23 protein-coding genes and 1 tRNA gene are annotated in these 17,129 nt (G+C 43.7%); 5 read left to right on the top strand and 19 right to left on the bottom strand.

What is annotated here, in order from left to right:
• Window positions 1–149: 149 nt before the first annotated feature.
• The 5 genes from ACQRBJ_RS00005 to ACQRBJ_RS00025 form a co-directional block, all read right to left on the bottom strand.
• Entirely contained in the window at window positions 150–482 is a 333-nt protein-coding gene (locus ACQRBJ_RS00005; RefSeq protein ID WP_445302568.1) for a hypothetical protein, read from the bottom strand.
• Between the two features lie 70 nt (window positions 483–552).
• Entirely contained in the window at window positions 553–1,506 is a 954-nt protein-coding gene (locus ACQRBJ_RS00010) for a virulence RhuM family protein (RefSeq protein WP_445302569.1), read from the bottom strand.
• A gap of 186 nt (window positions 1,507–1,692) precedes the next feature.
• Entirely contained in the window at window positions 1,693–2,088 is a 396-nt protein-coding gene (locus ACQRBJ_RS00015) for an ASCH domain-containing protein (RefSeq protein ID WP_445302570.1), read from the bottom strand.
• A complete protein-coding gene (locus tag ACQRBJ_RS00020) occupies window positions 2,066–3,421 on the bottom strand; it encodes an N-acetyltransferase (RefSeq protein ID WP_445302571.1) in 1,356 nt (451 codons plus the stop codon). Before ACQRBJ_RS00020 ends, ACQRBJ_RS00015 begins: the two co-directional genes overlap by 23 nt.
• Window positions 3,422–3,794: 373 nt before the next feature.
• Window positions 3,795–4,217 carry a hypothetical protein gene (locus ACQRBJ_RS00025; protein ID WP_445302572.1) on the bottom strand — a complete coding sequence of 141 codons (423 nt, stop codon included), beginning with the start codon at window positions 4,215–4,217 and terminating at the stop codon, window positions 3,795–3,797.
• 192 nt (window positions 4,218–4,409) lie between these two features.
• On the opposite strand from ACQRBJ_RS00025, the gene ACQRBJ_RS00030 reads away from it, so the two are divergent.
• The 3 genes from ACQRBJ_RS00030 to ACQRBJ_RS00040 are packed head-to-tail and all read left to right on the top strand — an operon-like array spanning window position 4,410 to window position 5,683.
• Window positions 4,410–4,964: an HU family DNA-binding protein gene (locus ACQRBJ_RS00030; protein ID WP_445302573.1), complete on the top strand. Its 555-nt coding sequence runs from the start codon at window positions 4,410–4,412 to the stop codon at window positions 4,962–4,964.
• A 36-nt stretch (window positions 4,965–5,000) separates the two neighbouring features.
• Window positions 5,001–5,129, top strand: coding sequence for a smalltalk protein (locus ACQRBJ_RS00035; RefSeq protein ID WP_217762215.1), 129 nt, complete (start codon window positions 5,001–5,003; stop codon window positions 5,127–5,129).
• A gap of 29 nt (window positions 5,130–5,158) precedes the next feature.
• Complete coding sequence (locus tag ACQRBJ_RS00040) at window positions 5,159–5,683, top strand: N-acetylmuramoyl-L-alanine amidase (RefSeq protein WP_445302574.1); 525 nt, start codon at window positions 5,159–5,161, stop codon at window positions 5,681–5,683.
• Between the two features lie 421 nt (window positions 5,684–6,104).
• Here the strand turns inward: ACQRBJ_RS00040 and ACQRBJ_RS00045 are convergent, their stop codons facing one another.
• The 8 genes from ACQRBJ_RS00045 to ACQRBJ_RS00080 form a co-directional block, all read right to left on the bottom strand.
• Entirely contained in the window at window positions 6,105–6,515 is a 411-nt protein-coding gene (locus ACQRBJ_RS00045) for a type II toxin-antitoxin system VapC family toxin (protein ID WP_445302575.1), read from the bottom strand.
• Window positions 6,512–6,775 carry a hypothetical protein gene (locus ACQRBJ_RS00050; RefSeq protein ID WP_119229824.1) on the bottom strand — a complete coding sequence of 88 codons (264 nt, stop codon included), beginning with the start codon at window positions 6,773–6,775 and terminating at the stop codon, window positions 6,512–6,514. The genes ACQRBJ_RS00045 and ACQRBJ_RS00050 overlap by 4 nt, the downstream gene beginning before the upstream one ends.
• 510 nt (window positions 6,776–7,285) lie before the next feature.
• Complete coding sequence (locus ACQRBJ_RS00055; RefSeq protein ID WP_295409677.1) at window positions 7,286–7,534, bottom strand: hypothetical protein; 249 nt, start codon at window positions 7,532–7,534, stop codon at window positions 7,286–7,288.
• A 262-nt stretch (window positions 7,535–7,796) separates the two neighbouring features.
• Entirely contained in the window at window positions 7,797–8,507 is a 711-nt protein-coding gene (locus tag ACQRBJ_RS00060) for a hypothetical protein (RefSeq protein ID WP_445302576.1), read from the bottom strand.
• Between the two features lie 503 nt (window positions 8,508–9,010).
• A complete protein-coding gene (locus ACQRBJ_RS00065) occupies window positions 9,011–10,027 on the bottom strand; it encodes a tyrosine-type recombinase/integrase (RefSeq protein ID WP_445302577.1) in 1,017 nt (338 codons plus the stop codon).
• 104 nt (window positions 10,028–10,131) lie between these two features.
• Window positions 10,132–10,572 carry a DUF5056 domain-containing protein gene (locus ACQRBJ_RS00070; RefSeq protein ID WP_445302578.1) on the bottom strand — a complete coding sequence of 147 codons (441 nt, stop codon included), beginning with the start codon at window positions 10,570–10,572 and terminating at the stop codon, window positions 10,132–10,134.
• Window positions 10,562–11,101 carry an RNA polymerase sigma factor gene (locus tag ACQRBJ_RS00075; protein ID WP_294972380.1) on the bottom strand — a complete coding sequence of 180 codons (540 nt, stop codon included), beginning with the start codon at window positions 11,099–11,101 and terminating at the stop codon, window positions 10,562–10,564. The genes ACQRBJ_RS00070 and ACQRBJ_RS00075 overlap by 11 nt, the downstream gene beginning before the upstream one ends.
• A 33-nt stretch (window positions 11,102–11,134) precedes the next feature.
• On the bottom strand, window positions 11,135–11,851 hold the full coding sequence (locus tag ACQRBJ_RS00080) for a DUF6249 domain-containing protein (protein ID WP_445302579.1): 717 nt from the start codon (window positions 11,849–11,851) through the stop codon (window positions 11,135–11,137).
• Between the two features lie 137 nt (window positions 11,852–11,988).
• Between ACQRBJ_RS00080 and ACQRBJ_RS00085 the strand changes: the two genes are divergently transcribed.
• Together ACQRBJ_RS00085 and ACQRBJ_RS00090 are read left to right on the top strand one after the other, a co-directional pair.
• Window positions 11,989–13,416, top strand: a complete 1,428-nt coding sequence (locus tag ACQRBJ_RS00085; protein ID WP_445302580.1) for a methyltransferase RsmF C-terminal domain-like protein — start codon at window positions 11,989–11,991, stop codon at window positions 13,414–13,416.
• Between the two features lie 50 nt (window positions 13,417–13,466).
• Complete coding sequence (locus ACQRBJ_RS00090) at window positions 13,467–13,991, top strand: dihydrofolate reductase (protein ID WP_295347117.1); 525 nt, start codon at window positions 13,467–13,469, stop codon at window positions 13,989–13,991.
• A 3-nt stretch (window positions 13,992–13,994) separates the two neighbouring features.
• Here ACQRBJ_RS00090 and ACQRBJ_RS00095 read toward each other — a convergent pair whose 3' ends face one another.
• The 6 genes from ACQRBJ_RS00095 to ACQRBJ_RS00120 all read right to left on the bottom strand — a co-directional run bounded on the left by ACQRBJ_RS00095 (window position 13,995) and on the right by ACQRBJ_RS00120 (window position 17,043).
• Window positions 13,995–14,504, bottom strand: coding sequence for an Lrp/AsnC family transcriptional regulator (locus ACQRBJ_RS00095; protein WP_153124283.1), 510 nt, complete (start codon window positions 14,502–14,504; stop codon window positions 13,995–13,997).
• 104 nt (window positions 14,505–14,608) lie between these two features.
• Entirely contained in the window at window positions 14,609–15,073 is a 465-nt protein-coding gene (locus ACQRBJ_RS00100; RefSeq protein ID WP_153124286.1) for an ExbD/TolR family protein, read from the bottom strand.
• Window positions 15,070–15,651, bottom strand: coding sequence for an ExbD/TolR family protein (locus tag ACQRBJ_RS00105; protein WP_441931705.1), 582 nt, complete (start codon window positions 15,649–15,651; stop codon window positions 15,070–15,072). Before ACQRBJ_RS00105 ends, ACQRBJ_RS00100 begins: the two co-directional genes overlap by 4 nt.
• Before the next feature lie 48 nt (window positions 15,652–15,699).
• Window positions 15,700–16,200 carry a hypothetical protein gene (locus tag ACQRBJ_RS00110; protein WP_294971124.1) on the bottom strand — a complete coding sequence of 167 codons (501 nt, stop codon included), beginning with the start codon at window positions 16,198–16,200 and terminating at the stop codon, window positions 15,700–15,702.
• 12 nt (window positions 16,201–16,212) lie between these two features.
• A complete protein-coding gene (locus ACQRBJ_RS00115) occupies window positions 16,213–16,875 on the bottom strand; it encodes a MotA/TolQ/ExbB proton channel family protein (RefSeq protein WP_294971149.1) in 663 nt (220 codons plus the stop codon).
• Window positions 16,876–16,955: 80 nt separating this feature from the next.
• Window positions 16,956–17,043: transfer RNA gene (locus ACQRBJ_RS00120), tRNA-Ser, on the bottom strand.
• Window positions 17,044–17,129: the final 86 nt, after the last annotated feature.

A 17,129-nucleotide genomic window follows, 5' to 3' on the forward strand; every position in this document is an offset into this window, starting at 1 on the left:
AGACATCATCCGGAGTTGCTTGGCAGATGGGGCTTTGATGCCTTTGTTTGCCATATCCAAATAGAAGTTGAGACTGGTGGATAAAGTTTTGGTTAACTCTGATGGCATCAGCATATTCCATTCCTGGTTTTCCAATTGCTATCATAACATTATAATGTTTCCTGTCCCCAGACTGCTACCAGACGGTCTTTCCAGAGTTTCAGAGGACAGTGGGAATTGAGTTCTACATATAATTTATTGACGGCATCTATGAACTTGTCTAGACCTAACTCTACCAACGGATGGAAAGGAAGGTAAGTTGGAGCGAGAGGAGTAACGGAGTTTTCTCCGCCCAACATCAAATAGACATGGGCGTAGTAGGTCTTGCCGGATGGTGTCTTGGTCTTGTAAATGATCTCGACATCGTCTTTATGATAGACAAGGGTGCGGGAGCTACCTAAAGAGAAGGTTGCTCCTGGCTTTGTTGAGAAATAAGATTTCATGATTTTATATTTTGTTCCTCATTGCAGTATCGCTCTGCACTGGTCGTCGCTCGAATGAGGAATATTGTTTTTATTCTACTTTTGATAGGATTACCTCAGGAGAGGTACCCATCAGGGTTATGGCGGAAATCTTATGACCGCCATTGGCATTTAATGAATGACCACAATGATAGAGGCTGTCATCTATGATAAGCCAGCGGTCATGAGACTCGTTACGCCATTTTCTAATATCTATATGATTGTTGGGGAATAGGCGGTCATGCTCCTCCATCAAGCGTTGCATTCCTTGACCTACTCCAACCGTGTAAATTGTAGCTGTTACATTTGACTTACGGACATCAAGTACACTTAGAGTTAGCGATGAAACATAGCCATCTATGATGATTACTCGATGATTGGCAGAACGAACAAGGTTCTCCAAAGCAACTCTTGCAGTATAGAAATCACCTTCGAAGAAGACCATCTCTGCAGGAGGGGTCGAAGTCCGAATAAAGAAATCAAGCTGCTGTTGCTGCTTAGCCTGGACATCCTCAATATGGGTCATACGCTTGTCCATATTCTCCTGTAGGGCTATCAAGTGACGATTCACGGAATAACCTTGGAGAAGATAGTCACGTAAAACAACATTCGCCCAACGTCGGAATTGAATGCCTCTATTAGACTTGACGCGATAACCAACAGATAGAACAACGTCAAGGCTATAAAACTCAACTTGTCTAGTAACCAAACGTCCACCTTCATTTTGAACTATCGCAAATTTTGCGACAGTTGGATTTTTACGATTTTCAATTGTCGCAAAATTTGCGCCTGTTGGGTCAGAAGCTAGCTCTTCATGAAGAGCATTGTTGATATGCTTACCTATAGTCTTGATATCACGACCAAATAACTGCGCCATTTGTTGTCGATTGAGCCAAACCGTATCTTGATCCAGTTTCACCTCCAACCTAATGCTTTCGTCTGGTTGATAGAGTACTATCTGAGATTCATCAGTAGTTGCCTGTATTTTGTTATTGTCGTTTGCCATAATCATACATTTTTATTGCTAATATAGCGACAAAAGTACGATTTAATTTTGTAATCACCAAGGATTTAAGAGAAAATCTTCACTAAATAACTTTTTTCCAACGGGAGGGTCCTTACCCACTTTTGACCTGCTCAGTCTGAGGTGTTAAATCTCACGCAGACTGCGCTGATGACGCAGATATTTGACCTATTTGGTTTGATGAGTAATCTTATCTTCTGCATAGATGAACGACTGAGGGACCTTGAAATTTGGTATCAAAGACTCGGGATTAATTGCTTCCTTATATTCCTTACAATCCTTTATCTTCAATGCTACTGCCTTCTCCCTTCCCTTATAGTACTTATCAAAGAACTTCCTGGTAACGCCAGACTGACGTCTGGTTTCTTTCCAGATGTTCTCAGGGGTATCACAAAGGATTTCGTCTATCTTGAATTCACCGACTATCTTACTAATGGGACGACTGGCGTAAATATATACGGTATCTACCTTTTGCTTGAAGAGAATCTTGCGGTATTCATATTGCTTCTCGCCCGAAAAAATCTTCTCTACAAACTCAGGCTTAATCGATAATATAACGTTCATCTATTTCTCCTAATTCCAATAGTTTATCAAATTGAGCATCGGTAAGTTTAAAGAATCCCCAATAGTTAGGGTTCAGACCGACTTGTTCTTTCATTACTTTATTGATTACCTTTTTGGTGAAGGCTATGTTGTACACCATCTTAACAACAGTGAAGTGGTTCTTTGTGCGATACCAGCCTCTCAATTCTCTTTCGTTGAAAACAGAATAGCGATTGGTATAATTAACGAAAGCATCCTCGTTGGCAAAGTCCTTGATAGTCTTTACCTCGCAGACGGTACAGACTGATGTACATACGCTACGATAGGAGGCTGGTCCTTGATAGTCTGAAGTGCGGTAGATGACAAGTTTATCTCCTTCCTTCAAATCCTTGACTCCTCGCATCCAGCATATATATATCTTATAGATACTGTTGGTCTCCGATACATCCTGTATGAGGTCATACTTCTGTTCTGTTTTCAATATGGAGTCTGGGAACAGTTTTGTATGATATTCCGGATTGATAGAGAGTACATACTTTCCGGAACCTGCCTTCCGGACAAACGGATAGTCAAGCATCAGGTCGTTGACTTGTGTTCTCATGTCCCTAACCAATACATACTCGCTACTACCATCTTTGTGGTTCTTGTCTGCTATATGAGAGAAACCGAATTTTTCGAACATCGTTACCAGCTTCCGCAATTCCTCTGTCGGGAACATGGTGACATAGATTTCATCAACATCTTCAGCAATTGCCTTATCCATGATTTTCTTCATGAATCGCTCACCGCGTGTGGTATGTCGGTCTTCATTGTCCACCTTGAAGGTACCCACCTTCAGGCGTTTCTTGGCAGGAAGCGCTGGGGTAAGGTCGGAAAGTTCCTCTTCCTCTATCTTCAAATAAAGAAAGTCTTTCAACTCGTTATCTACATAATAGCAATAAGCTGTGGCTCCTGCTGCAGCCTTCTTGTTATACCATTCATTAAACTCAGGATAACTGGCTCTCAATGAATCGAAAAAGGAATCATTGAGATCGATATCTGAAAATCGTTGTACTTGTAAGTCCATAGGCCTTCGTCTTAGATTATTCCTTATCTTTTTTTTTATCTCATCTGCCGGTTTCTCCTCCACTTTCTGCTCTGCCTGGCTGGCAGTGGGCGCAATGAGATTGTTTCCTCCATGAATATTGAAGATGACATGAGGATCCTGGCACTCCTTGATTTGATCAATGAGGTCATGATACTCCTTGGGCATCATCTTGCGTAGCAGACAATGCACACGGGAGATGTCGGCAAAGTGGTTCTCATTCATGAACTCCTGTGCCTGTCGTATCATGTACAAATATTTATCCTCCATACTAAACTAACCATCTAGAATCAATAAAAGCCAATTTTCAGCAGCAATTGACCACAATCCGCAAGTTTCGCGAGTTGAAAATTCTATAGTTGTACGACTGTAAAGCTACAGTTGTACGACTATACATGCTATAGTTGTACAACTCTGGAGTTATAGTCGTACAACTATAGGGGTCATAGTCGTACAACTATAGATTTTCAAAAGCCCTAGCATATTTTTCATTTTCGTATACTGTTGACTACCAGCAACTTAACAAACCTTAGCATATTTTCAATTCTACAAATTGAATTTGGATTCATTGAAAATTCTGAAATTATGGAGTGCGTAAAAGTGCCTTTTGTCAGTATTTTTCCTCACGCTACTTCATTGGTGATCATTTCCACTTATACCAAGCTTCATTGATATACTTGCGGATATTACTGATGCCTGTAGTAACCTGAGGAGCCAAGGGCTTTAAGACTTCGATGAACTCCTGCTTCACCATAATATCTTGGTCAACCTTTACATCTGTATCATTCACCATATCCATCACCACCTGAGCCAATTCCTTGGCATTGGTGCATGCAGAGAGCTTGGCTACATATTCTGCTAATGCTTCCACATTATTAATATATAAGGAGAGACGGGTTGTTTCGTGTGAGAGAACAGGCTCTTGACTTTTGGTCTTCGCCTTCATCATCTCCTCTATGTACTTGTCGCCATAAAAGTTTTGCTCAGCCTTGATAGCATTGGGCAGAATCTGGTTGTTACCGCCAGAGATATTAAAGACGATATTTGCCTTATTATTATCTTCCATTGCATTGATTTTTAATAAAAGTGAACGTATAGTGAATGAGTAGTAAACAGATGGTGAACGTCAGTGAAGGCATTTGTTTTCGCCTCGCCAATGCTGTATCTTTGCAGCGTCAATCAGAACAAACGGGATTGCTAATCTCTTTGAACTGACGATGACTGAACTTTATTATTAATTTCTTTAATGTTTTAAATTATGAGTAAAAGCTACAAAGTTGCAAAGAAGACCATTAACATGGGTGACAAGAAGGGGCAGACCGTCTATAGCGTTCGCCCTTACAGTTACGGCACCTTGACTACCGAGGAGGTTGCTAACCAAATTGCTGTGGAGTCAACTGCTACTCCTGCAGACGTAAAGGCAGTGCTTGACCGCTATGCCTACTACGTGAAGGAGAACCTGAAGAAGGGTTACGACATCGAGTTGCTTGGATTCGGCAAGCTCTTCATTCGCTTCATTACCGGCAAAGCCGTAGAAGATGAGAGCAAGGCGAACGCCAAACTCGTCAAGACTCTTGTTCCTGCCTTCCGTCCTTCTTTCACCAAGTTGCAGAACGGTTCTCGTCTCTACAACCTGCTTCCTGTTTCCATAGAACTCGTCAAGTACGGTGAAGAGAAGAAGGACAAGACTACTGACGGTACTACCGATGAGGAGAAGAAGCCTACTACTGGGGATACCACACAAGGTGGTGGCAGTGAGAATACGGGAGGTACCGGTTCTGAGAACGGTGATAGCGGCGATCTTGGACTCTAAGCCGTATTGTTTAACCCTTTAAATTGATCCATGATGATGAATGATTCTAATGGTTCCAAGAAAATTTCTTGGGTACAGATTGTGAATGCCGTCGTGCAAGCTCTGATTGCTGCACTTACGGCATTGGGAGTAAGCTCGTGCGCGAGTGCAATTAATAGTTTATAATGTATAATTTATAATTAAGAATGACTCTTATGATAAAAGATACATTTCCAATGATCATCGGTGAGGAGAAGGTACGCTCAGAGCGTACACTCCTCGCCGGAGTTGAAAACGGCAAATACATGACGTCTGCCGACTCTGTGAGATTTCTGGTGCTGCATTGCTCGGCTACCCGATGCAATCAGGACTATAGTGTTGAACAACTGCGACGTGACCATAAGGCTCGTGGGTTTTATGATATCGGCTATCACTTCTACATCCGAAAGGATGGAACGATAACGCAGCACCGTAAGCTGCTGGAGGTGGGTGCTCATACCCGACCTTATAATAGATGCTCTATCGGCATCTGCTATGAGGGAGGGCTCGATGAGCAAGGCAAGCCTTGCAACACCATGACGGCTGAGCAGGAAACGAGCCTCATTGATCTTTTCAGAAATCTGAAGATTCTCTTTCCGAAAGCGAAGATCGTGGGCCATCGGGATCTGCCCGGGACTACTCCAAAGGAGTGTCCGTGCCTGGATGCTGGCAGCTGGGCTGCTCGACACCATCTTGATTAACTCTTATAACTCCTTTTGGCTGGCATTGCTAGCTAAAAGGAGTTTTTTCTTACTGTTAAAGGTAAGCATCCAACCCCTATAGCAATACAACTCCATCCCCAGTGTTTACTGGAGATACAGAGTATTTTAAAAAATTGGACTTTTCTGATTTTTAAACAGGTTTAACTAAAAGTACCTCTGTCATCAAGGCATAATCCCTTCTTCCAGCTACAATCATGTCAAAGAATCCCCTGAAGAAATTCTTGCTTACGTTCCATATCCGGTATATCACCAATACAGCGTCACCACTATATTACAAATAGTTACACCTATCAGTTTTTGAAAAAAGTTATATTTTGTTCCTCATTGCAGTATCGCTCTGCACTGGTCGTCGTTCGAATGAGGAATATTCAGCATTGTGACAGCAGTAGCTACGCCACCTTTATTGGTTTAAAATATTCAACAACTCAGCAGGAGTATAAACGGGTAAAGAAGAATTCGTAAAATCCTTCTTGTTACGAGTTACAATACAATCTCCCTTAGCTCGCAAAGCTGTGGCATTTTGAGTTGCATCTTCATAATCCTTCCAATCAGAAGAGAGCATTTCAATTACCGTATTGCCTTGCAAGTCCAAAACATCTACAAAATTCGACACCGCCAGAAGAGTTTCTTTTACATCTTGATACTCATACTTGTGTGCTATATACATGGTTGTAACATAAGACAAAGCTGATGTCATCAACTTTATGTCTCCTGTTATTCCAAGGGCAAAGAGTTTATCTGCATCTTCAGAAAAGCCCTCCCGATTTACAACGAAATCTATTAAGATATTCGTATCTATAAAAACTCTCATAATGCATATTTTTTATCAACCAACGCATCTAAGCTATTTTCATCTGCCGGTATCGGCTTGCCACCTTTTGCCTTTAATGTTTTAACATAAGACAAAGCATCATTAAACTCAGCAGTTTCTAATAGTTTTTGCTTAGGTTGTACCTTTTGCAAAAACAAAGAAATCGCCTTTTCTATTGCAGCTGTCACACTAATATTATGTAATTTAGCATAACTTTCTGCACCTTTATATATATTGCTGTCAATTGCTATTGTGTTCATAATTGTATCTCCTTTTTTGTCTGCAAATATAAGGGTTTTCTGTGAAACTACCAAATTTTCGGGGGAGTTTTTACAATTCAGACCAATTACTTGGCTTAGGGCTAAACATCACAATACACAAAATGATTCTGCTTCCTTATCTGCCTTTTTCCTTCTATGTTCATAACGTAAGTTCCTTATTAATTATTGTATTTTTTCGACTCCCCTGTCCCCCTCTTGCGAAGAGGGAGTCCTTACCCTATACCCAAGCCCTAAATCCCTACCATAGGGATTAGGGATGTAACCGCCCTCCGGTGCTCGGAACCGCTACGCTATAAGGTTGGCGGGGCATCAAAGCCCTGCGCCATATTGTGCGGGATGGGACCGCCGAGCTGTTACGGGAGTATTGTCTCCATTGATGAAATAGAAGTTTTTTACAAGTTTTCTACCAGAAACTTGATATAGTCATCATTGACATTGGATATTTCTCCATTATCATAACTACCAGTGTTTATGTTCACTTCCATACGGCTATGCTTCCTTCATTTCCCGAATGAAATCATCAACATCCTGAAGCTTTTTACCTTGCAATTTAGCAAGTTTTACCTCTTGCAAGGCCCGTGACAAGCTTTCCTTGACATAAGCCTTCTGCTTCTCTTCTATAGTCAAAGGTGATTCTTTAATTATAGACGCAGAAACAACTCCACGCAACATCTTAATGGCATTGCGAATACTAGCAGATGGCTGCGTATCATCTATTGTAACTAATATCTGTTCCATATCCTATCTTCTTTTTATTAAAATGATGGTGCAAATATAAGGGTTTTCGGTGAAACTACCAAATTTTTAGGGGAGTTTTTGCTTTGTGCTCTAATGTCCCACAGATTTGGCTTTCCCTTCAGCCGCCGATTTTCAATTCACAGATATCTTAGACCTGTACGGTCTGGGGGATTAAGGTCACGCGGATCTCGCTGATGACGCAGATCTTTGAGTTGTGCGGAATACAATGGTGTTTAATTTTATTTTGTTCCTCATTACTGTACTACTCTTCTACTACCTCAAAATCTTCATTATGGACACCACGGATGGCTACGGCTATTCCACCGAAATCGAAGACTAGCTGGCGGTCACGGTCTATGCGGACAATGTAACCTTCGTAGCCTTTGAATGGACCTGAAAGGACACGCAACTTCACGTGGTCTTTGGCAAAATTCTCAAAAGCATCTCGAAGGAATGTTACCTGCTCCGGATGGGTCTTCATCACATTCATAAAAGGTTGCATGATGGAGTCCTTGATGGAGGCAGGTCGTCTTAAACTGCGATCGTTGACTAAGTGAAATTGGGGAAAATGATCTGCAAGAAATCTTTGTAGGTCAATCACTGTACCTTGCAAGAAGATTAGTCCACTGACAGATTGCTCCCAAATCTTTTTCACTCCTTGTTGCTTTTCCTCATCCTTGTAGGAATAACGAAGGGTTTTATGAATGAAATAAGGTTGTTTGGTATTGTTCTCGTCAGCATTAAACTCTTCCAGCCATTTCTCCATCCCTTTAGCTGCCATGTGAAAAATAAAAAGATAACTCCACGAAGTGGGGTCGGTGGAAGGGTCTTCCTTCTTTTTTATCCGTTTACGTCGGGGTATTCCTTCTACACTCGGATCCGAAAGTCTTTCAGCCCCGATAACGTGGATGCCCTTTGGTAAGCGCTTGCTTACGTCGGCTGTAGAAGGTGAATCCAAGCAATCCTGCGTCATATTCTCGTTCTACTTTATGTTCTTAGCTGCAACCATACATGATAGTTGTAGAAGCTTAGTCAAGTTGTTATTGTTGTGCATAATCTTAATCTCCCATGAGTATTAGTTCATATAATCTTGCACATGTTTATTTACATTTATTGCACATTCTTATTATGAATGAGCAAAACATGCAGAACCAAACCCCAAATCAGCCATTTTGAGGAAGCTACTAATGCAGATTTGCAAAGCATTTATAGCATAATTTGGAAGATTTAAACAAAAAGTGATAAAATTTGACAGAAAATTCAGCAGAATTTCGTATCTTTGCAAATAGTTCTATCATTCATAATAAGAATGGGCGAAGTTGGTTGAACATTTTTCAAAGTGGTTTGGTGGCGAATTCGTGACAGTTTCTTTACAAGGGTTTACACTTTTTATATATAAAGAAAAAGAGTTATCAGAACAGGTCTAAAACAATGACCTGCTCTGATAACTCTTTTCCTATTATTATCTTTTTTGCTCTAAAAACGGGCTGTAATCACCTGTTGGATGATTTTCTTGTTGGCCTCATTGATGGTTGCTACGTCTATTGACTCCAGATAGATTTGGGTGGTCTTATAGGAGTTGTGCCCCATGCCCTCGCTGATGGTGGCTACCGGTATGTTCATGTGCAAGGCTACGCTTGCCCAGGTGTGGCGTGCCACGTATGTGGTCAATGGTATTTTCAAACCTACCATCTCACCGATTCTCTTCAGGTTGTAGTTCGTGTTATGCTCCTTCTTGCGGTATGCGGCGTATGGAGAGGATTCCCTGCCTGTCAAAATGGGTAGCATATACGGTGAATCCTTCGTTTGTTCGGTGTACTTGTCGATGATGGCTTGCATCGGTTTTATCCACTCGATGTTGATATTCTGGTGGGTCTTGCGACGGTTGTAGCTCACCATGCCACATCTCAGGTCGGTCTTCTTCAGGAATGCCATATCCACGAATGCCATCCCTCGCAGATAGAAGCTGAGCAGGAAGAGGTCGCGTGCCTTGTCAAGGGATGAACCTCTCGGCAAGTCCAATTTCTCGATTTTGCGAATGTCCTTTACAGTAATGGCTCGTTTGGCGGTTCTAACGCTGCCTGTCTGCACGTGAGCGAAGATGTCGTTGGGTGGAGCTTGCCCTGCTTCCACCGCCTTGTGGTAGAGAGTGCGGAGGGTTCGCAGATAGAAGGATACGGTGTTTTGCCCAACCCCTCTGTTGAACAGCCATGTCTGGTACATTTCCATCATCTCGCTGGTCATCTGAGAGAAGGTCAGGTCTTCCTGATTTCGGAATTCCATGAATCGGTTGGCTGCATTGGTATAGTTGTTCTTTGTACCAATGCACTGCATCTGCTCCTTCTTGGCTATCTGCTGGCGGAAGAAAGCAAAAACGCTCTGGCTTGGTGGCAGCTGCTGTCGCAGACTGCGCTGGTGGATGAGATGATAACACAATGTGCCTACCTTTCCCGACACTGAGGATGCTCTGAATTTTACTTTTACTTTTGCCATATTGCTTTAATTTTAATGGTAAATTAATGTTTGCTATTTGTTAAAGCAACGGCATGTCCAAGTATATCGTGTATTCGAGCTCCGAAACTTCAGTTTTTATATTCCTATTCCCTGGCATCCGCCAGCTCGTTATATCCCCAAACGATGATGAGGACAACGAAGCCTGCCAGCAGAGTCAAGAGATTCTGCGAATGACCGATGGACTCTGCCACATGCGTAAGAGCACGGGAGCCGGACAGCAGGAAATCTATCTTCATAGAGAAGAGCCAGCCCTGAATCTGTTCCCAGCCCTGACAAACCACAGCAGCAATCACGCCGACAGCCACACAGGCGGCCGTCCACAAATGCTCCAGTCTACGACGCTTAGCCAATGCCTTCTCCTGCTCAAGATCCGGCAAAGCCTGCATCACCCTGTCAGAGAATCCGTCATCAGGAATCCCTGCCATCATATTATCTGCAAAGAAAGCCTGCAAGAACTGCTCGTCTGAGGCGTTCAGCGGCTCGATATCCTGGCTTTTTATCTTATCATTTATCTTATCGGTCATAACCATTATGCTTTAAGTAACTTGCAAGTTTCTGTTTTCCACGAGAGAGATGCGACTTGATGGTACCTTGTGCCATTCCCGTCACGTCTGCAATCTTATCTATAGAGAGTCCATCCATCAGCTGCAGCGTGATGCATGTCCGTTCGTTATCGCTCAATATCTGTAAGGCTTTCATCAAATCCATCTTCAATCCGCTGTTTCCTCCCGGCGCATTCTGTCGGGAAACTGCCGGCGTATCGATGTCTTGCGTCTCCTTATGACTGCGGGTATAATCATACCATACATTATAGGCGATGCGATAAAGCCAAGTGGGGAAGTTGGCTGTACCCTTGAAGCTTGCCAGATGGGTATAAGCCTTCACAAAGGTATCCTGCGCCAAGTCGTCACTCAGCTGCGCATCCCCCAGCGTCTGCCGTAGGAAGAACCCACGAATGGGTGATTGATACTTCTTGACCAGCAGGTCGAACGACTTGCGGTCGTGAAGCATCACCACCTTCGTGACGAGAGAAATATCGGATAACTTTTCCACTATATATATTAACTAATAATTGTTGTTTGATTCTTACACCGGAGTACCATTATATCCTGTGCCCTGATTGTCATGACGGTTTTTCCACCAGTCCTTGATGGCAGGAAGCGAGCCTATCAGGGTCTGTCCCAATCCATAGAAGAAGACCAGGGCTCCGATACCTGCCAGGAAATCAGCTCCCCACCAAGCGAACATGGCGCACAAGCCTGCTCCGAGGAAGGCATTTCTCAATCCCCGCTTCACGAGATACTCATCGCTCTGCTTGTCTATCGGCCGGTCGCTTTCCGGAACATTGATGCCCTTCTCCATTGCCATCTCCGCCAGCTTCATCCGGTCGTTGTGTCTGCGCATCAGATAACGGACGATGAGAAATATGATAATCAACGGAGCGAAGACGAACAACAAGCCGAAGATTACACAAAAGATGATGATGACAGACAGCGCACCGCCACCAAACACCGAACCGATGAAATCGAACGGGTCATCATAGTTGCCCAGACTGTATTTGGAATGATAATCACGGGCATTATCATTGCTTTCATCGTAAACATTATAATCAGCCGTATCCGTACTGGCCGTATCAGAATACGCCTCCAATCCTTCATCCGTTTTATCAGCCGATGCAGCAGTCTTCTTGTCCACCTGCTGTGTGGAAGGTTGATAACGGTGTTTGGGAGCAGAAGATGCCAAAGATAGCTGTGTAGCTCCGATGCTCATGATGAGCGACAATGTCAATAACGCTTTCTTCATATCTATCAATATTTTTATTGTGTTACCTTGTTATTTATTAAATTTTCTATCTCTTAGACGCATCCGTTGCCAATTTAGTTGCAAAGAAACGAAAAATTTCTTATTTTTGCAAACAAATTAAAGAATATACGCATAAAATGAAGACATTACCAGAAGATTTCATCAAATATACACAAGAGTTGATGGGCGAAGAATTGTTCCTGCAGCTGAAGCAGGGCATCACCGAGGGAGAAGCTCCTACCAGCATCCGTCTCAATCCTTTCAAGTGCAAGGAGGGAGAAGATGCGCCGGGCGAACCGATTCCATGGTGTCCTTCTACCGGACGGTATTTATCCTCACGTCCCAACTTCACCTTTGACCCTTGGCTCCATGCCGGAAAGTATTATGTGCAGGAAGCTTCATCCATGTTTGTGGACCTGGTGGTCCGCCAGCTCGTTCACGAACCCGTGATGATGCTCGATCTCTGTGCTGCTCCAGGCGGAAAGTCAACTGCTCTCAGGGCTGCATTGCCTGAAGGAAGTCTGCTCTTCAGCAACGAACCGATGCGCACCCGCTCGCAGATTCTTGCCGAGAACATCCAGAAGTTCGGTCATCCCGACATGATTGTCACCAACAATTATCCACGTGATTACAAGAAGTCGAAGCTTCTGTTTGACGTCATCCTCACCGATGTGCCGTGTTCGGGCGAAGGTATGTTCCGCAAGGACGATGGTGCCATCGAAGAATGGAGTCTGCAGAATGTGGACAACTGCTGGCATCTGCAACGTGAAATCGTGAGCGATATCTGGAACTGTCTGAAACCGGGCGGTATCCTCATCTACTCCACCTGTACCTTCAATGCCCACGAAGACGAGGAGAACATCGCCTGGATTTGTGAGGAACTGGGTGCAGAACCAATTGCCTTAACCGGCATTGATGAGAGCTGGAACATCACCGGCAATCTCATCGGTACAGAAATCCCAGTCTATCGTTTCCTCCCTGGCAAGACCCGTGGAGAAGGCATCTTCCTCGCAGCACTCAGAAAAGAGGGTGAAGCGGAAATGGAGAAAGAAGACAAAAAGAAGAAGAAAGACAAGAACAAGGAGAAAGGAAAAAACAGAGGAAACAAGGGAAAGAGTCAGCTGGTTCCTACAGACTGGCTGAAGTCATCCGACTATGAAACGATAGCCGTAGAGGACAACTTCTATGCCATCCCAAGCCGATGGAAAGCCATCTATGAGGAGGCAGCCAGGAATCTGAAGGTAATACATGCCGGCATCAAACTGGGAACGAGCAAGGGGAAAGACATCATTCCCGACCAGAGTCTCGCCCTCTCCGTGATGCTCAACAAAGAGGTTTTTCCGCAAGTAGAACTGTCGTACGAAGATGCCATCCGCTACCTGCGCAAGGAGGCTGTCAATCTCCCTGCAGAAACCCCTAAGGGCTATGTGCTGGTTACGTACCGCCAAATGCCTCTGGGATGGGAAAAGAACATCGGAAACCGTGCCAACAACCTCTATCCACAAGAATGGAAGATCAAGAGCAGCCATGTGCCGGAGAAACAGTTAATAATTAATAATTTATAATTAACAATTAATAATTATACATTAAACATTATACATTATACATTAAAAAAATGCTCAGCATCATCGCCTGCATATCCAAAGCAAATAGAGCAATCGGCTATCAGAACCGGTTGCTCTATCATATTCAATCCGACATGACCCGCTTTCGCGAGTTAACTACCGGACATGTCATCATCATGGGCAGAAAGACCTATGAATCACTTCCTAACGGTGCACTCCCCCACCGCCGTAACATCGTAGTTTCCAGGAGCAGGAAAGAACTGCCGAACTGCGAGGTTTACGCATCTTTGGAGGAAGCGCTGGCTGCTGTCACAAATGAAACAGGAAAAGAGAAAGCAGAAAGAAATAATACCGTCATAGATAAAGAATGCTTTATCATCGGCGGTGAGAGCATTTATTCCCAAGCCCTTCCGTTTGCCGACAGACTCTATCTCACGATAGTGGATGATGAACCGGAAGCTGCCGACACCTTTTTTCCGGAAATCAACCCGGATGAATGGGAAGTAGCAGAAAAGGAAATGAGGAATGAAAACGACTTATCGTTCACATTCCTCACACTCTATAGAAAGCAATAAAAATTATTCTTCTTCTGTTGCCTCTTCCTCCACAACATCATCAAATCTCTGGATATCTGCCATAGAAAGCTGACGGTTGATAGCCGCATTGAATGAGATGATAGTCTCACTGCGAGACAAGCCCAGAGGCTGCAACTTATCATGAATGATTTCCAGGAGATGGTGGTTGTTGATGGCATAAATCTTGATAAACATATCAAAGCCACCTGTCGTATAATGACATTCTACCACCTCAGGAATCTTCTTGAGTTCTTCTACCACTTGGTCGAACTTTTCAGGTTCTTTCAGGTACAATCCCATGTAAGCACAGGTTTCATAACCAATCTTTTCCGGATCTATAATAAACTGCGAACCCTTGATAATGCCTAGGTTTGATAGTTTAGCTACACGCTGATGAATAGCTGCACCGCTCACATTGCAAGCGCGTGCTACTTCCAAAAATGGAATACGGGCATCTTGAGAAATCAACTTCAAAATCTGCCTGTCTAATGAATCTAATATTTGTTTTGCCATATCTTCTATTAATTTACTTGCAAAGATAGTACAAAATTTTAATAACAGCAACTTTTCTGAATAAAAAAATAATAAATTAATATTATTTTTCCTTTCAGGCCGCATTATTGACCTTTTTCAACAGCAGAATAGCTGATTTTGATGGCTTTTGCCTGTCTCAAAGCCTGCTTCACATCTGTGATGACTCCCATCTTGGTATCCTTATCTGCCTTGATGGAAACTGTCATCAACCGCTGGTCTTCTGCCGACATGCGCTTCTTCTCTGCTGCCATATAGTCCATCACCTCCGGGGCAGTAGCCAGCTTGTCATTCAGCTGAATCTGCGTTTCCTTGCCATATTTACCCTGCAAATCCTTGGTTGGTTTGCCGATATAGATATGGCTTACTGCAGACTTCTTGGTCAATCGGGTCAGATTCTTGCCCTGTGGCACTCTGCATTCCACCTTCAGGGTCACCTGACGCATGTGGGTAACAATCATGAAGAAGAAGAGTACGGAGAATATCAGGTCTGGCAGAGATGAGGTATTCAGTTCAGGCACATCGTGCGATTTCTTGCAGAAACGAATCATGGTTTACCTCCTTTCTCCTCCTGCTCCTCAGCATGGGCGTCGATGCTCTTATCCTGTTGAGTCATAGCGTTGGCATACGACTCCGTGATACGCTGAGGACTGATTTTACGTATCTCTTCCTTCTGCTCATTGGTCAGCAAAGCATAGTTTCTATGATATTTCTTCTGAGCTGCTTCATTACGCAGCTGGTCATAAGCCTCCATCAGCTGGTTTTGCATCTGAAAATAGAGATTGTAATCTGCATCACGGTCGCTCTCGATAGAGATGAGATGCTTCTTCCCCAGGCGATGCACAAAACGGACGGTTTCTTCCTTGAGCTGAGCAACCTTCATCGGCTTGTCGTTTACCAGCAAGGTATCGCCCGCAGTCAGATGAATGGCCATCAGGTTATTCTTGTCAACCACCGACTCCTGCCGTTCCTTTTTCTGAGGTTCCGGTGAAGGAAGTTGGCGCAATAATCCCTTATCCACATCCATCGATGTGGTGACAAGGAAGAATATCAGCAGCATAAACGAAATGTCGGCTGTGGAAGTGGTATTCAACCCCGGGATTTCATGACTTTTCCTTCTTATCAGCATTTTGCTTTTATCTTATAGAACCTAAAATCTTTATCAATTATCAGTCAATTACTTCTTCTTTCTGATATATCGGGTTCCGCCAAAGCAGACGGCACCGATGCCTGCCATCAGCATCAGAAGCGATGTGACGACAAACATATCAGAGAGTTTGAGCCAAATCCAGTCGGCATAGTTTTCACCATTGATGAGCATCGGGTCGGAACCTCCCAACAGGAAGGTAACAACCAGGATTGCCAGCAGGGAAAGCCATGTGATGCGGAAGATGCGGCGCACGGGCACTCCATTCACCACTGCCTCCGATTTCGTTGTGCGATAACCCTTGATCATCGAATAGACTGCCAAGCCCACTCCTCCAATCAGGAATAGCCACATCAGGACGATGAGCACATCCGTAAACAGAGGCGCATTGAAGTCTGGGTTCTCTACGAAAGGCATATCATAGCCCACCAGGAAGAACAATCCGAATACTAGCACCGCCAAGCCTATCAAGAGATAGAAAATGCGCTGAGAGATATTCTCCGATGACTTGTTACTTTGAACTTTAAACATTTCTCTATTCGTTTATTTATTCCTGGCAATAATATCCATTAAAGTTACAGCCGATTCCTCCATCTGGCTAGTAAGATGCTCCACCTTCGAAAGGATGTAGTTATAGAAGACCATGAGAATCAAGGCTACGATGATGCCGAAGATAGTAGTAATCAGCGCTACCTTCATACCCGATGCCACGATGGTAGGGCTGATGTCTCCCGCCTGCTGAATCTGATCGAACGCCATCACCATACCAATCACCGTTCCCAGGAATCCGAGAGATGGAGCCATGGCAATGAAGAGCTTGATCCAGGAGCATCCCTTCTCGAGATTAGCCGCCTGCACCGTGCCATAACCGTTCACGGAGCGCTCAATATCATCCAGCTTCTCATCAATATGCATCAATCCCTGAAAGCAGATAGAAGCCACAGGTCCACGGGTATTGCGACAGAGGTCCTTAGCCCCTTCCACATCTCCCGCAGTCACCTTCTGGTCAATGTCCTGCATCAGCTTCTTGGCATTGATTTCAGAAAGACTGAGATAGATGATTCGCTCGATACAGAAAGCCAATCCCACGATGAGTGCGATGGCAACGAGCGACATAAAGCCAGCGTTACCCTCAATGAATTTCGTTTTAAGAGCTTGATGAAATCCCATGTTCTCCTCCTGTGCCATCATAGGCAGAGAACACATTGCTGTGAAAACTAATATTGCGAAACGCGCAATAGATGTATTTTTCTTCATAATCATATATACCTTATTATATATATAAGCGGAAAGAGGGGGATTCGAACCCCCGAACCGGTTTTGCCGGTTACACGCTTTCCAGGCGTGCCTCTTCAGCCACTCGAGCACCTTTCCTTTATTTCGGAATGCAAAAGTATCAATTTTTATCCGAAATGCCACATATTCGCTTGCTTTTTATATTTCTTTAACGAAAATATAAG

The sequence above is a fragment of the Prevotella sp. SGI.167 genome (assembly GCF_050313615.1).
Lineage (GTDB): Bacteria > Bacteroidota > Bacteroidia > Bacteroidales > Bacteroidaceae > Prevotella.

Coding starts and splice junctions, on each gene's coding strand:
- ACQRBJ_RS00005 (WP_445302568.1), bottom strand. CDS start 482: ATGAAATCTTATTTCTCAACAAAGCCAGGAGCAACCTTCTCTTTAGGT.
- ACQRBJ_RS00010 (WP_445302569.1), bottom strand. CDS start 1,506: ATGGCAAACGACAATAACAAAATACAGGCAACTACTGATGAATCTCAG.
- ACQRBJ_RS00015 (WP_445302570.1), bottom strand. CDS start 2,088: ATGAACGTTATATTATCGATTAAGCCTGAGTTTGTAGAGAAGATTTTT.
- ACQRBJ_RS00020 (WP_445302571.1), bottom strand. CDS start 3,421: ATGGAGGATAAATATTTGTACATGATACGACAGGCACAGGAGTTCATG.
- ACQRBJ_RS00025 (WP_445302572.1), bottom strand. CDS start 4,217: ATGGAAGATAATAATAAGGCAAATATCGTCTTTAATATCTCTGGCGGT.
- ACQRBJ_RS00030 (WP_445302573.1), top strand. CDS start 4,410: ATGAGTAAAAGCTACAAAGTTGCAAAGAAGACCATTAACATGGGTGAC.
- ACQRBJ_RS00035 (WP_217762215.1), top strand. CDS start 5,001: ATGAATGATTCTAATGGTTCCAAGAAAATTTCTTGGGTACAGATTGTG.
- ACQRBJ_RS00040 (WP_445302574.1), top strand. CDS start 5,159: ATGATAAAAGATACATTTCCAATGATCATCGGTGAGGAGAAGGTACGC.
- ACQRBJ_RS00045 (WP_445302575.1), bottom strand. CDS start 6,515: ATGAGAGTTTTTATAGATACGAATATCTTAATAGATTTCGTTGTAAAT.
- ACQRBJ_RS00050 (WP_119229824.1), bottom strand. CDS start 6,775: ATGAACACAATAGCAATTGACAGCAATATATATAAAGGTGCAGAAAGT.
- ACQRBJ_RS00055 (WP_295409677.1), bottom strand. CDS start 7,534: ATGGAACAGATATTAGTTACAATAGATGATACGCAGCCATCTGCTAGT.
- ACQRBJ_RS00060 (WP_445302576.1), bottom strand. CDS start 8,507: ATGACGCAGGATTGCTTGGATTCACCTTCTACAGCCGACGTAAGCAAG.
- ACQRBJ_RS00065 (WP_445302577.1), bottom strand. CDS start 10,027: ATGGCAAAAGTAAAAGTAAAATTCAGAGCATCCTCAGTGTCGGGAAAG.
- ACQRBJ_RS00070 (WP_445302578.1), bottom strand. CDS start 10,572: ATGACCGATAAGATAAATGATAAGATAAAAAGCCAGGATATCGAGCCG.
- ACQRBJ_RS00080 (WP_445302579.1), bottom strand. CDS start 11,851: ATGAAGAAAGCGTTATTGACATTGTCGCTCATCATGAGCATCGGAGCT.
- ACQRBJ_RS00085 (WP_445302580.1), top strand. CDS start 11,989: ATGAAGACATTACCAGAAGATTTCATCAAATATACACAAGAGTTGATG.
- ACQRBJ_RS00090 (WP_295347117.1), top strand. CDS start 13,467: ATGCTCAGCATCATCGCCTGCATATCCAAAGCAAATAGAGCAATCGGC.
- ACQRBJ_RS00095 (WP_153124283.1), bottom strand. CDS start 14,504: ATGGCAAAACAAATATTAGATTCATTAGACAGGCAGATTTTGAAGTTG.
- ACQRBJ_RS00100 (WP_153124286.1), bottom strand. CDS start 15,073: ATGATTCGTTTCTGCAAGAAATCGCACGATGTGCCTGAACTGAATACC.
- ACQRBJ_RS00105 (WP_441931705.1), bottom strand. CDS start 15,651: ATGCTGATAAGAAGGAAAAGTCATGAAATCCCGGGGTTGAATACCACT.
- ACQRBJ_RS00110 (WP_294971124.1), bottom strand. CDS start 16,200: ATGTTTAAAGTTCAAAGTAACAAGTCATCGGAGAATATCTCTCAGCGC.
- ACQRBJ_RS00115 (WP_294971149.1), bottom strand. CDS start 16,875: ATGTGTTCTCTGCCTATGATGGCACAGGAGGAGAACATGGGATTTCAT.